Below are 11,967 nucleotides of genomic sequence, written 5' to 3' on the forward strand. Positions count from 1 at the left end.
TGCAGGGCATCGAGACGCTGCCGCTGCGCATGGAGCGGCACGTGCGCAACACCGAAAAGGTGGTGCAGTTCCTGGCCAGCCACCCCTTTGTCTCGCGCGTGGGCCACCCGATGCTGGAGTCGCATCCCAGCCACCAGCTGGCGCAAAAGCTCCTGCCGCGCGGCGCCGGCTCGGTCTTCAGCTTCGATATCAAGGGCAACCGAGAGCAGGGCAAGAAGTTCATCGAAAGCCTGCAGCTGTTCAGCCACCTGGCCAACGTGGGTGACGCCAAGAGCCTGGTCATCCACCCGGCCAGCACCACGCACTTTCGCATGAGCGACGAGGCGCTGGCCGCCGGCGGCATCAGCCAGGGGACGATCCGCCTGTCCATCGGACTGGAGGAGGCCGACGATCTGATCGACGACCTCAAGCGCGCCCTGAAAGCAGCGGAAAAGCACGCTGGAAAGGCGGGTGCGTAATGAACTACGAAGTCAACGGCGCCCGCGCCTACTGCTACACCGGCCGCAAGCCCTTCGATGCCGCGCAGCCCACCGCCGTGCTGATCCACGGCGTGCTGGGCGACCACAGCGTCTGGGCCTGGCAGAGCCGCTACCTGGCACACCACGGCTGGAACGTGCTGGCCGTCGATCTGCCCGGCCACGGCAGGAGCGGCGGCGAGGCGCCGCAAAGCGTCGAGCAGGCGGCCGACTTCATCGCCGCGCTGCTGGATGCGGCCGGCGTGCAGCGCGCGGCGCTGATCGGCCACAGCTGGGGTTCGCTGATTGCGCTGGAAGCGGCGGCGCGCCTGGGTGAGCGTATCAGCCACCTGGTGCTGGTGGGCACGGCCTATCCGATGAAGGTTTCGCCGGCCTTGATCGAGTCGGCACAGAACACGCCCGAGGCGGCGCTCAAGATGATCAACGTGTTCTCGCGCAGCACGCTGGCACCGCCCACGGGCGCGGGCTTCTGGGTCTATGGCGCGGGTATGGCGCTGGGCCGGCGGGTGCTGCAGGGCAACCGCGAGGCCAACGTCTTTCACCGCGGCTTCGTCGCCTGCGACAGCTACGCCGGTGGCGAGCAAGCCATTGCGCGCATCCAGTGCCCGGTGCTGTTCGTGCTGGGCACGGGCGACCAGATGACGCCGCCGCGCGCCGCCAAGGGGCTGATCGACGGCGCGCGTGCCGCCGGCAGGCAGGTGCAGGTGGCACACCTGCCCGTGGGCCACAACCAGATGACCGAGACCCCGCACGAGACGCTGCTGGCGATCCGGGATTTTCTGCGCCAGTAACCTGCCAAGGCGCGGCAGCGGCTGCCACCCCTTCCCCCTCTGGGGGAAGGCTGGGATGGGGGCCGGCTGGCGCTGGACACCTGGGATGGTCCGCCGGCCGCGCTGGCCCCCACCCCGGCCCTCCCCCAACGGGGGAGGGAGTTGGAAGCCACAATCGCGCCCTATGCCCCACACCCCTCCCCAGCCACCCACCACCGCCATCCTGCTGTGCAACCTGGGCACGCCCGACGCGCCCACCGCGCCGGCGCTGCGCCGCTACCTGGCCCAATTCCTGGGCGACCCGCGCGTGGTCGAGATCCCGCGCCTGCTGTGGCTGCCCATCCTGCACGGCATCATCCTGCGCACCCGTCCCAGGCGCTCGGCCGCCAAGTACGCGTCCATCTGGACGCCCGAGGGCTCGCCCCTGGCCGTATGGACGCAACGCCAGGCCGTCCTGCTGCGCGAGGCGCTGGGCCAGGCCGGCATGCAGGTGCGCGTGCTGCACGCCATGCGCTACGGCCAGCCAGCGATTGCCGCGCAGCTGCGGGCCCTGCAAGACGCGGGCGTCGAGCGCGTGCTGGTGCTGCCGCTGTATCCGCAGTATTCGAGCACCACCACCGCCAGCCTGTTCGACGATGTGGCCGCCTGGGTGCGCCGCGCGCGCCGCTACCCGGAGCTGCGTTTCGCCAATGAGTACCACGCCCATCCGGACTACATCGCCGCGCTGGCCGCCAGCGTGCGCGGGCACTGGCTGCAGCAGGGGGGGCCGGCCGAGCGGCTGGTCATGAGCTTTCACGGCATCCCAGAGCGCAACGTGCGCCTGGGCGACCCCTATGCGGACCAGTGCCGCACCACGGCGCGGCTGCTGGCCGAAGCCCTGGGGCTGGCGCAGCAGCAGTACCTGGTCACCTTCCAGTCGCGCTTCGGCCGCGCGCGCTGGCTGGAGCCCTACACCGAACCCACCCTGGTGGAGCTGGCGCAGGCCGGCGTGGGCCGGGTGGATGTCATGTGCCCCGGCTTCACCGGCGACTGCCTGGAGACGCTGGAAGAGATCAACCAGGAAGCCCGCGAAGCCTTTTTGCAGGCAGGCGGGCAGGAGTTTCGCTACATCCCCTGCCTGAACGACGATGCGGCCTGGATCGACGCGTTGTCGCGCATCGCGCAGCAGCAGCTGGCGGGCTGGCCGGTGGGCTGACACCCTCAGCGCCCCATGGTCGCGCGCAGGCTGGCGAACCCGGCGTCGACGAAGGCGGCGAACTCGCTGTAGCCGCTGCCGCCGACGGTCACGTTGCCGCCCAGGATGGCGGCGGTCGCCTCCGGCCCCCACGCAAGGCCACGTAGTTGATCCTGGACGGATCGATGCCCACCTCGCGGGCGATCATCGCGGCGGCGATGTGCTCGGTGGAGCCGCGCGAGCCGCCCCACTTCACGCTGCCGGGATCTTTTTTCAGCTGCGCGATGACGTCGGCCATGCCCTTGAAGGGCGAGTTGGCCGGCAGCACGAAGACGTTGTATTCACTGGTCAGCCGCGCGATCGGCGTGACGCGGTCCAGCCCCACGGGCGGCTTGGCGGTGATGATGCCGCCGAGCATCACCGCGCCCATGACCATGAGCGCGTTCGGGTCGCTCTTGCTGCCGTTGACGAACTGCGCAAGACCAATGGCGCCGCCCGCGCCACCCTTGTTCTCGTAGGTGACGGACGAGGCCAGGGCAGCGAGGGACTTGAGGAAGGTGTCGCGGCGCATGATCGTGTCTCCTGTTCTTGGCAATAGGGATGGGGATGCGGTGGGCAGCAACAGCGTTTGGTCAGGCCTGCGCCCGGCCGCTGCGCCGCCCCTGGCAGGCCCCGGGTTATCACCGATCGCAGGCGCGCGCACGGCGCGGTCAGCGTGCAAGAATTGCCGCGATGACTGCCACCCCCCTCGAATCGATGCGTCTGGACAAATGGCTGTGGTGCGCGCGCTTCTACAAGACGCGCGGCCTGGCCGTCGATGAAATCGGCCGCGGCCGCGTCACCGTGAACGGCCAGCTGGCCAAGGCCGCGCGCGAGCTGCGCCCGGGCGATACCGTGGCGCTGCGCCAGGGCCCGATGGCACGCACGGTGGTGGTGCGGGGCTTGAGCAATATGCGCGGGCCGGCGCCAGTGGCGCAGCAGCTGTATGAGGAAACACCCGGGAGCATCGCAGCGCGCGAGCAGGCGGCGCAGGCACGCCGGCTGGCGCCGGAGCCGGCGGATGGCTTGCGGGATGGCCGGCCCACGAAACGGGACCGGCGCAGCATGGACCAGCTGCGCGGCGGCTGGGGGGACCGGTGGAGTGCATCGCTGGACGACGAGGGCGCGGGCTCCTGACGGCCGGGTCCGTGGAAACAGCGGCCGTGACGTGCTTCATGGCACGAGGACGATGCGCTCGCCGGCATGCGGGGCTACGTTCCACACCTGCTCCACATCGCGCAGCGGCACGGCCCGCACGTCGATGCGAAAGCTGCCGCGGACGATCTCGCGCACCAGCGCTGGCAGCTCCATGAGGATTTCCTGCTGCGGCACCGAGCCCAGCCCGCTGCCGACCAGGCGCAGGTTCGCCGAGCGCAGCAGCGCGCCGGCCAGCGCGGCCGATTCGCCCGCCACCGAGCCGATGTGTACCCAGGTCAGCAGCTGGCTGCGGTCTGCGCGCCGCTCCACCAGTGTTTGCAGCGCCGCCATGGCGGGCGCGCCCCAGACGAAGTCGAGCACGACATCCACCCTGCGCGCCAGCTCGCCCAGACGGGCTGCGTCGCCCAGCGCCACGGTCTCCGACGCGCCCAGCGCGGGCAGCTGGGCGAGCTGGCGCGCGTTGCGCCCTGCCGCGATGACCTGCGATGCGCCCAGGTGGCGTGCGATCTGCACGGCCATGCGGCCGGAGCTGCCCGTGGCGCCCAGGATGAGCACCTTCTGCCCGCGCCGGAACGGCACGCGGCAGCGCAGCGCCAGCCACGACGCCATGGCAGGGTTCATCGCCCCGGCCACGGCGACCGGGTCGCTGCCAGGCGGCAGCTCGATGCTGTGGCCGGGCGCGATCACGGTCCTCTGCGCCATCGTGCCGGGCTGGCCCGGGCCTTGCGCAAAGTAGCGCAGCCGGCCATCGGCGCCGCGTCCGACGCCGTCCACCCCCGCGATCTGCGGCAGCCCTGCGCCGCTGGCGTAGTGCGCGGCCGACGCCCGGCCGCGAGCCAGGGGGTGCAGGCCCGCGGCGAGCACGTCGACCAGCATCCCGTCGGGCCCGGATGGCACGGGCTCGTCGAAATCGCCATGGCGCGGCGCCTGGTCGAAGGCGGTGATGACGGCAGCTTTCATGGATGGCTCCTGGATAAAGTTCGTAATACGATGCATTTTTGATGCGTAATGCGAACTATGTCAAGATGCGTTCCACAATGAACCAGAAACGAATGGCTGCACCGCCGCCCGACACGCCGCACGAATGCCTGGTCGATGCCCTGGTGCCGGTCGCCTTTGCCACCATGGCGGTGCTCAACAAAATTGGCGCCGAGAACGAGCTGTCGCTCACGCTGATTCGCACGCTGGGCATCCTGCGCGACCGCCGCCCGCGCATGACGGAGCTGGCCGAGCACCTGGGGCTGGAGAAGCAGACCCTGTCGGGCCTGGTGGCGCGTGCGGAAAAGCGCGGCCTGGTCGCGCGTGCGCCGAACGCGCAGGACGGCCGGGCGACAGACGTCTCGCTCACAGAGGAAGGCGCAGCGCTGGTCGAGCGCCTGCACGCGCAGACGCAGCAAGCGCTGGCGCCCCTGACCGGGCAGCTCGGCGCATCGGACCAGCGTGTGCTGCAGGACCTGCTCAAGCGCATGCACCGCCGCCACGGCACTTGATGCGCCCCCACGGGCGTCCTCGCCCCACCGTCCAGAACCCCTCTTTTCTTCATGATGCTGCTGCACCTGTCGCCCCTGCTGCTCGTCCTGCTGGCGCTGATGGTGCTGCGCCGCCCGCCCCTGCAGGCGGCGCTGGCGGGCTGCACGCTGGCGCTTGGACTGTGGGCGGCGGGTGCGGCGCAGCCGATGCAGGGGGCGGCCCTGACTGCCGCGGCGCTCGACACGGCCGTGCTGTTTGCCATCACCGCCAGCATCATCGTGCCGGGCCTGGCCTTCGTCATCGTGATCGAGCGGCTGGGCATCAACCAGCAGCTCAGCCAGTCGGTGCAATCGCTGGCGCTGCCGCGCGCCAGCCAGGTGCTGCTGGTGGTGCTGGGCCTGGGGCCGCTGCTGGAGTCGCTCACCGGCTTTGGCGTGTCCATGGTGGCCACCGTGCCGCTCTTGCTGGCGCTGTTCGCGCGGCCGGTGGCGCTGCGGCTGGCGATCCTGGGCATGGCCATCATGCCCTGGGGGACGCTGGGCCTGGCGACCGTGGTGGGCGCGCCCCTGGCGGGCCTGGCGCCCGAGCGGCTAGCGGCCGACACGGTGCTGACCAGTGCCGCGGTGTTCGTCGCCATCGCCGCCCTCTCCCTGTGGTGGACGGGATCGCGCGGAGCGCGCGCCTGGCTTGCGCTGGCGGGGCACAGCGCCCTGTTTCTTGCCGTGCTGTGGTGTTTTAGCCGCACCACGGGGCCGGAGATGGCGGGCGTGGGCGCCGGACTGGCCGTGGCGCTGGCGGTGCTCATCCCGTCCTGGCGCAAGCGGCCGCCGGGCGCCACCTGGCCGCGTGCGGCCTGGCCCTACCTCGCGCTGATCGGCTGCGTGTTGCTGCTCAAGGGCCTGGTGCTGGCCACGCAGGCGGATGAGCTGTGGCGCATCACCGGGCAGGCGGTGGTGTGGCAGCCGCTGACCTCGCCCGGCATTGCCCTGGCGGCCGCCCTCGCCTGGGTCGGGTGGCACCACCGGGGGCGGCTGGGCCGTGCGGCGGACCAGGCGCCGCTGGGCCGGGCCCTGCGGGCGCGGGCCGCGCGGCCGCTGCTCACCATCGCCGGGTTTCTCGCGCTCTCGCAGATCCTGGTCAAGGGCGGGTTTTTCGGGGCGCTGACGCAGACCCTGTCCACCCTGCACCCGGCCGCCGTCGCGCCGGTGGTCGCTCTGCTGGGCGCGCTGTCGGGCTACCTGACGGGCTCGACGCTGGGGGGCAACGCCCTCTTCATGCCAGCCATCGCGCTGCTGCCCGAGGGCCTGCGGCCGCTCCTGGCCGCGCTGCAGAACAGCGCCGCCGGGCATGCGGCGATGGGCTCCATCCCCATCGCCATGGTGGCCCTGGGCCTGGCCCGCGGCTCGCGCGAGGAGGAAGGCGCGCTGGTGCGCTTCGGCTTCGTGCTGGCCTGCGCCAACGCGGTGCTGGTGGCGCTGGCCGGCGTGGCCGCGCTGGCGCTGTACGCGCACCGGCCCTGAGGGTTCTGGCGGCGTGGGCACAATGCGCGCCCATCTGTCTGATCATCCGCTTCGTCCATGCTCTACAACGCCCTGAAACTGCTGCACGTCCTGTCCATCATCGTCTGGGTGGGCGGCATGGCGTTCGCGCACTTCTTTCTGCGGCCGGCCGCACAGCAGCTGCCCGCGGCGCAGCGGGTGCCGCTGATGCACGGCGTGCTGCAGCGCTTCCTGGGCGCCGTGGGCGCGGCGGTGGTGGTGGTGCTGACCACAGGCCTGGCGATGATCGGCATGGTCAGCATGGGCGGGGGCTTTGCCATGCCTTGGGACTGGATGTTCATGTCCGGCACGGGCCTGCTGATGATGGCTCTCTACGCCTATCTCTTCCTGTCGCTGATGGCGCGCCTGGACGCGGCCGTGGCGTCTGGCGACTGGGCGGCGGGCGGGGCGGTGCTGGCGCGCATCCGCTCGGTGGTGGGCGTCAACTTGCTGCTGGGCACGGCCATCGTCGTGGTCGTGCTGCTGTGGTGATGGGGCGCGCGGCATGGCAGAGCAGCGCAGGACGCTCCTGATCGTCTGGCACAGCCAGACCGGCGGCACGCGCCAGATGGCCGAGGCGGCCCGGGCGGGGGCCGCCAGCGAGAGCGGCTGCGCCACGCGCCTGCTGCACGCCAGCGAGACCGGGCCGCAGGACGTGCTGGCCGCCGACGGCTACCTGTTTTGCACGCCCGAGAACCTGGCCGCCATGAGCGGGCAGCTCAAGGATTTCTTCGACCGCTGCTACTACCCGGCTCTCGGGCGCATCGAGGGCCGGCCCTACGCCAGCCTGGTCTGCGCCGGCAGCGACGGCGCGGGCACGGCGCGGCAGGTGGCGCGCATCGCCACCGGCTGGCGCCTGAAAAGCGTGGCCGAGCCGCTGATCGTGTGCACGCACGCGCAGACCCCCGAAACCATCCAGGCGCCCAAGACCCTCGCCGCCGCTGACCTGGCGCAGTGCCGGGCACTCGGCGAGGCGCTGGCCACGGGGCTGGCGCTGGGCATTTATTGACTCTGCTTTTGATAGCTGCATACCCTTTTCCAGCAAGGGCTGCAGCCGTTTTTATCATTTTTTCTGGCTGTAGATGCGGTCGAAGCTCGCACCGTCGGCGAAGTGGTCCTGGTGGGCCTGCGCCCAGCCGCCGAAGGCCTCGTCCACGCTGGCCAGGGTGAGCGGCGCGAACTGCGTCCGGTAGCGCGCCTGCACCGCCGCATCGCGCGGGCGGTAGAAGTGGCGCGCGGCCAGCTCCTGCGCCTCAGCCGAGTACAGGTGGCGCAGGTACTCCTCGGCCACGGCGCGCGTGCCTTTTCGGTCCACCACCTTGTCCACCACGGCCACGCTGGGCTCGGCCAGGATCGAGATCGACGGGGTGACGATCTCGAAACGGTTCGCCCCGAACTCGCGCAGCGCCAGGTGCGCCTCGTTCTCCCAGGCCAGCAGCACGTCGCCCAGGCCGCGCTGGGTGAAGGTCATGGTCGCGCCGCGCGCGCCGGTATCGAGCACCGGCACGTTGCGCAGCAGCCGGGCAACGAAATCCTGGGCCCGGGCCTCGCCGCCCAGGGCGCGGCGCGCGTATTCCCACGCGGCCAGGTAGTTCCAGCGCGCGCCGCCGCTGGTCTTGGGGTTGGGGGTGATGACCTGCACGCCCGGGCGCACCAGGTCGCCCCAGTCGCGTACCTGCTTCGGGTTGCCCTGGCGTACCAGCAGGACGATGGTCGAGGTGCAGGGCGCGGCGTTGTGCGGCAGGCGTTGCTGCCAGTTCGCCGCCACCAGGCCGTGGCGCGCCAGGGCATCCACGTCGCCCGCCAGGGCCAGCGTGGCCACGTCGGCGGCCAGGCCGTCGATGATGGAGCGCGCCTGCTTGCCCGAGCCGCCGTGCGACTGGCGCACTTGCACGTCCTGACCGCCGCGGGCTTTCCAGTGGCGGGCGAACAGCGGGTTGTACTGGGCATAGAACTCGCGCGTCGGGTCGTAGGAGACGTTGAGCAGCTCCGGCACCTGGGCACGGGCGGCCAGGGACAGTGCGCCCAAGCCCCCACCGGCACTGGCTGCAAGGCCAAGCTTGATAAAGTTGCGGCGATTCGTCATTCGTGGTGGCTTTCTCGGCAGGAAAAGAGGGCAAACAAGGATTGCCCGGCATTCTGAAAGCCGCCCTGCAAACTCCCAACCAACAAGATTTCAGCTGCTTATTCGCAAGACCGCTGAAATCCCTTCCAAGGACATATCGACATGACCCGCACCGTTCAATGCATCAAGCTCGGCAAGGAAGCCGAGGGCCTGGCCTTCCCGCCCTACCCCGGCGACCTGGGCAAGCGCATTTTCGACAACGTCAGCAAGCAGGCCTGGGGCGACTGGCTCAAGCACCAGACCATGCTGGTCAACGAAAACCGCCTGAACCTGGCCGACGCGCGCGCGCGCCAATACCTGGCCCGGCAGATGGAGGCGCACTTCTTCGGCGGCGGTGCCGACGCCGCCGCCGGCTACGTGCCGCCCACGGCGTAACGCGACCAGCCAGGCCCTGTGCGTGGCCGGGCGGCAGCCCTGCGCCGGCCGGCCACCGCCCAGGAGAATCCCGCGCCATGCTTCCATCGGTCTCACTGCTGCAGTCGTTCCAGGCCTCGCAATGGAGCACCATGCTGGTGATCTACCTCGTCGCCATCACGGCCGAGGCCATGTCCGGGGCACTGGCCGCGGGCCGGCGCAACATGGACGTCTTCGGCGTCGCGGTGATCGCCTTCGTCACGGCCCTGGGCGGCGGCACCTTGCGCGACATGGTGCTGGGCCACTACCCCATCGGCTGGACGCAGCACCCCGAATACGTCTATCTCGTCATCACCGCCGGGCTGCTCACAACCCTGGTGGCGCGCCACATGCACCGGCTCAAGCGCGTGTTCCTGCTGCTCGACGCCATGGGCCTGATCGCGTTCTCGCTGATCGGCTGCAGCGTGGCGCTGGAGCTGGGTTACCCCACCTTCGTGGTGGTCCTCTCGGGCATGCTCACCGGCATCAGCGGCGGCATCCTGCGCGACGTGCTGTGCAACCAGGTGCCGGTGGTCTTTCGCCGCGAGCTGTACGCCAGCGTCTCGCTGGCCGTGTGCCTGCTGTTCCTAGGCCTGCGCGCGCTCGAGGTCCACACGGACCTCAGCACCGTGGTGTGCTTCGCCCTGGGGCTGACGCTGCGACTGCTGGCTATACGCTTTGAGTGGCGGCTGCCGGTGTTTTCCTACCAGCAGCGCTGGGAATGAGGCCCACCCCCCGCCATGGGTGAACCCGCACAGCCGGCTGGCGCCCCAGCGCCGCCCGACCTGCCTGCCGCCTGCGGCTTGCCGGCGGCGTGGGCGGGCCAGGCGCAGTGGCGCATCCTCGGCCTGGCAGATGTCGCCCCGGGGCTGGACTTTCTTGCCATCTGGGCCGCCTGGCGCGCGGATGCCGCACGGCCCCGCCTTCTGCATTTCATTGCCTGCGCGGCGCAGCCGGCGAGCGCGCATGGGCTGCTGGACACGGCGGCGCACCAGCCTGTCCTGCAGCCGCTTGCGCGGCAACTGGCCGATCGGCTGTGGGGGCTGCTGCCAGGCGTGCACCGCCTGTCGTTCGAGGACGGGCGCGTGCTGCTCACGCTCTGCCTGGGCGATGCGCAGGCGCTGCTGCGCCAGCAGCAGCCGGTCGCCGACAGCGTCCTGCTGCAGGGCGGCGCCGCCATGAACCACCCTGCCATGCTGAAGGCCGTGGCGCGCTGTTGCCGCCGCGGGGCGCGCCTGGCGGGCGCGGGCCTGCCCCCTGCCGCGCCGGACGCGCTGGCGGCCTGCGGTTTCGCGCTGCACCCGCCTGGCGAAACGCCCGGGCAGGGGCCGGCCCCCCACACGATCTTGCACGCGACCTTTGATCCGCCCTGGCAGCCGCGCGCCGGCCAGCCGTCCCTGCCCGACGCCGCCCTGCCCGAAGGCATGGCGCCCGCGCGCTGCCTGGTCATCGGCGCGGGCCTGGCCGGTGCAGCCGTCGCAGCCAGCCTGGCGCGGCGCGGCTGGCGGGTCATGGTGCTCGACGCCGCCAGCACCCCGGCGGCGGGCGCGTCGGGCCTGCCGGCGGGGCTGTTCGCCTCGCACGTCTCGCCCGACGACAGCCTGCTGTCGCGCCTGTCGCGTGCCGGCGTGCGCCTGACGCTGCAGGCCCTGGCCACCCTGCTGGCGGACACGCGCGGCAGCGACTGGGACGATGGCGGGGTGATCGAGCACGGCGTGGACGCCCCCATCCGCCTGGCCTGGGCCAGCGGCCCCGGCCTGGACTGGAGCCGCCCGGCCAGCGCGGCCGAGCTGCGCGACAACCACCTGCCCGCGGGCGCCAGCGCCTGCTGGCATGCGCGCGGCGGCTGGGTGCGCCCGCCGCGCCTGGTGCAGCGCCTGCTGGCGCAGCCGGGCATCGCCTGGCAGGGCGGCGCTGCAGTGGCCCGGCTGGAGCGCGCTGGCCCCCTGTGGCGCGCGCTCGATGCCCGGGGCGATGTGCTGGCAGAGGCCGAGCTGGCCGTCGTTTGCGCCGGCCCGGCCAGTGGCAGCGTGGCAGGCACGGCCCTGCCCCTGCAACTCCTGCGCGGTCAGATCGCCTGGGGCCTGCATGCCGACGCGCCGCCCCCACCGCCCTGGCCCGAGCGCCCGGTCAACGGCCACGGCAACCTGGTGCCCTGCGTTCCGCTGGCGCACGCCGGCGATGCGCCCGGCTGGGTGCTGGGCTCGACTTTCGAGCGCGACCAGAGCGAGCTGCCGCCCAGCGCCGCCGACATTGCCGCCGGCCGTGCGGACAATGCGGCAAGGCTCGCGCAGCTGCTGCCGGCGCTGGGACAAAGACTGGCTGGGGCCTTGCATCCGCCCCCTCACCCCCGTCCTTTCCCCCACGAAAAAGTGAAGGAAAAACAGCCTCCATCCCAGGCGGTACAAGGACTTTCAGCTATCAAAACCGCAGAAGGCCCTCCCACCCACACCTGGGCCGCCGTGCGCTGCGCCGCACCGGACCGCCTGCCCATCGTCGGCCCGGTTGATGCCGCTGCCCTGCCCGGCCTGTGGACCTGCACCGCCATGGGCGCGCGCGGCCTGACCCTGTCGCTGCTGTGCGGCGAACTGCTGGCCGCACGCCTGCACGGCGAGCCCCTGCCGCTGGAGGCGCGCCTGGCGCGAGCCCTGTCCAGCGAACGCCTGGCCCGGCCCTGAGAGCCTGGCCTCGGCCTCAAGGCCACATCCATATATGCCAGGGCTGGCATATGTGAAGCATTAAATATTCGTTTGGTTTTAAGCCACCCTTGCCTACAGTGCGCCCGTTGCGCGTCGCTGCCGGGCAGACATGACCAGGCGCGGCG

General features: G+C 71.4%; 13 protein-coding genes and 1 pseudogene. 11 read left to right on the forward strand and 3 right to left on the reverse strand.

Annotated features, from left to right (window positions below; translation table 11 throughout):
* From RT051_RS07080 to hemH, 3 genes are all read left to right on the forward strand, one after another.
* Window positions 1-458 (forward strand): PLP-dependent transferase (locus RT051_RS07080; RefSeq protein ID WP_313074234.1); only part of this gene is annotated, 458 nt, incomplete at its 5' end.
* A complete protein-coding gene (locus RT051_RS07085) occupies window positions 458-1,267 on the forward strand; it encodes an alpha/beta hydrolase (protein WP_313074237.1) in 810 nt (269 codons plus the stop codon). The genes RT051_RS07080 and RT051_RS07085, both read left to right, overlap by 1 nt.
* A gap of 163 nt (window positions 1,268-1,430) precedes the next feature.
* Window positions 1,431-2,441: a ferrochelatase gene (gene hemH, locus RT051_RS07090; protein ID WP_313074240.1), complete on the forward strand. Its 1,011-nt coding sequence runs from the start codon at window positions 1,431-1,433 to the stop codon at window positions 2,439-2,441.
* Window positions 2,442-2,479: 38 nt separating this feature from the next.
* Here hemH and RT051_RS07095 read toward each other — a convergent pair.
* Window positions 2,480-2,991, reverse strand: a pseudogene (locus tag RT051_RS07095) (tripartite tricarboxylate transporter substrate-binding protein); the annotation flags it as partial.
* A gap of 161 nt (window positions 2,992-3,152) precedes the next feature.
* On the opposite strand from RT051_RS07095, the gene RT051_RS07100 reads away from it, so the two are divergent.
* Entirely contained in the window at window positions 3,153-3,596 is a 444-nt protein-coding gene (locus RT051_RS07100) for an RNA-binding S4 domain-containing protein (RefSeq protein WP_313074243.1), read from the forward strand.
* Window positions 3,597-3,632: 36 nt separating this feature from the next.
* Here RT051_RS07100 and RT051_RS07105 read toward each other — a convergent pair whose 3' ends face one another.
* Window positions 3,633-4,577: a zinc-binding alcohol dehydrogenase family protein gene (locus RT051_RS07105; RefSeq protein ID WP_313074246.1), complete on the reverse strand. Its 945-nt coding sequence runs from the start codon at window positions 4,575-4,577 to the stop codon at window positions 3,633-3,635.
* Window positions 4,578-4,654: 77 nt separating this feature from the next.
* On the opposite strand from RT051_RS07105, the gene RT051_RS07110 reads away from it, so the two are divergent.
* From RT051_RS07110 to RT051_RS07125, 4 genes are read left to right on the forward strand one after another with little or no spacing between them, the layout of a single operon-like run.
* The gene (locus RT051_RS07110) at window positions 4,655-5,107 is read left to right on the forward strand and encodes a MarR family transcriptional regulator (protein ID WP_313074249.1); all 453 of its coding nucleotides are present in this window, start codon (window positions 4,655-4,657) and stop codon (window positions 5,105-5,107) included.
* Between the two features lie 51 nt (window positions 5,108-5,158).
* Window positions 5,159-6,607, forward strand: coding sequence for an L-lactate permease (locus tag RT051_RS07115; RefSeq protein ID WP_313074252.1), 1,449 nt, complete (start codon window positions 5,159-5,161; stop codon window positions 6,605-6,607).
* Window positions 6,608-6,664: 57 nt separating this feature from the next.
* Window positions 6,665-7,117 carry a CopD family protein gene (locus RT051_RS07120; RefSeq protein WP_313074255.1) on the forward strand — a complete coding sequence of 151 codons (453 nt, stop codon included), beginning with the start codon at window positions 6,665-6,667 and terminating at the stop codon, window positions 7,115-7,117.
* A gap of 13 nt (window positions 7,118-7,130) precedes the next feature.
* A complete protein-coding gene (locus RT051_RS07125) occupies window positions 7,131-7,634 on the forward strand; it encodes an NAD(P)H-dependent oxidoreductase (protein ID WP_313074258.1) in 504 nt (167 codons plus the stop codon).
* A gap of 54 nt (window positions 7,635-7,688) precedes the next feature.
* Here RT051_RS07125 and RT051_RS07130 read toward each other — a convergent pair whose 3' ends face one another.
* Window positions 7,689-8,711, reverse strand: a complete 1,023-nt coding sequence (locus RT051_RS07130; RefSeq protein WP_313074261.1) for a sulfate ABC transporter substrate-binding protein — start codon at window positions 8,709-8,711, stop codon at window positions 7,689-7,691.
* 141 nt (window positions 8,712-8,852) lie between these two features.
* Here RT051_RS07130 and RT051_RS07135 point away from each other — a divergent pair, with 141 nt between their 5' ends.
* From RT051_RS07135 to RT051_RS07145, 3 genes are all read left to right on the forward strand, one after another.
* Window positions 8,853-9,125: an oxidative damage protection protein gene (locus RT051_RS07135; RefSeq protein ID WP_313074263.1), complete on the forward strand. Its 273-nt coding sequence runs from the start codon at window positions 8,853-8,855 to the stop codon at window positions 9,123-9,125.
* A gap of 77 nt (window positions 9,126-9,202) precedes the next feature.
* Window positions 9,203-9,868, forward strand: a complete 666-nt coding sequence (locus tag RT051_RS07140; RefSeq protein ID WP_313074266.1) for a trimeric intracellular cation channel family protein — start codon at window positions 9,203-9,205, stop codon at window positions 9,866-9,868.
* 15 nt (window positions 9,869-9,883) lie between these two features.
* Window positions 9,884-11,821 carry an FAD-dependent oxidoreductase gene (locus tag RT051_RS07145; RefSeq protein WP_313074269.1) on the forward strand — a complete coding sequence of 646 codons (1,938 nt, stop codon included), beginning with the start codon at window positions 9,884-9,886 and terminating at the stop codon, window positions 11,819-11,821.
* The last annotated feature ends 146 nt before the right edge of the window (window positions 11,822-11,967 follow it).

The sequence above is a fragment of the Melaminivora sp. genome (genome assembly GCF_032059615.1).
Taxonomy (GTDB): domain Bacteria; phylum Pseudomonadota; class Gammaproteobacteria; order Burkholderiales; family Burkholderiaceae_C; genus Melaminivora.

Excerpts from the sequence above, each read along its gene's own strand:
- RT051_RS07085 (WP_313074237.1), top strand. The coding sequence starts at position 458 with ATGAACTACGAAGTCAACGGCGCCCGCGCCTACTGCTACACCGGCCGC.
- hemH (WP_313074240.1), top strand. The coding sequence starts at position 1,431 with ATGCCCCACACCCCTCCCCAGCCACCCACCACCGCCATCCTGCTGTGC.
- RT051_RS07100 (WP_313074243.1), top strand. The coding sequence starts at position 3,153 with ATGACTGCCACCCCCCTCGAATCGATGCGTCTGGACAAATGGCTGTGG.
- RT051_RS07105 (WP_313074246.1), bottom strand. The coding sequence starts at position 4,577 with ATGAAAGCTGCCGTCATCACCGCCTTCGACCAGGCGCCGCGCCATGGC.
- RT051_RS07110 (WP_313074249.1), top strand. The coding sequence starts at position 4,655 with ATGAACCAGAAACGAATGGCTGCACCGCCGCCCGACACGCCGCACGAA.
- RT051_RS07115 (WP_313074252.1), top strand. The coding sequence starts at position 5,159 with ATGATGCTGCTGCACCTGTCGCCCCTGCTGCTCGTCCTGCTGGCGCTG.
- RT051_RS07120 (WP_313074255.1), top strand. The coding sequence starts at position 6,665 with ATGCTCTACAACGCCCTGAAACTGCTGCACGTCCTGTCCATCATCGTC.
- RT051_RS07125 (WP_313074258.1), top strand. The coding sequence starts at position 7,131 with ATGGCAGAGCAGCGCAGGACGCTCCTGATCGTCTGGCACAGCCAGACC.
- RT051_RS07130 (WP_313074261.1), bottom strand. The coding sequence starts at position 8,711 with ATGACGAATCGCCGCAACTTTATCAAGCTTGGCCTTGCAGCCAGTGCC.
- RT051_RS07135 (WP_313074263.1), top strand. The coding sequence starts at position 8,853 with ATGACCCGCACCGTTCAATGCATCAAGCTCGGCAAGGAAGCCGAGGGC.
- RT051_RS07140 (WP_313074266.1), top strand. The coding sequence starts at position 9,203 with ATGCTTCCATCGGTCTCACTGCTGCAGTCGTTCCAGGCCTCGCAATGG.
- RT051_RS07145 (WP_313074269.1), top strand. The coding sequence starts at position 9,884 with ATGGGTGAACCCGCACAGCCGGCTGGCGCCCCAGCGCCGCCCGACCTG.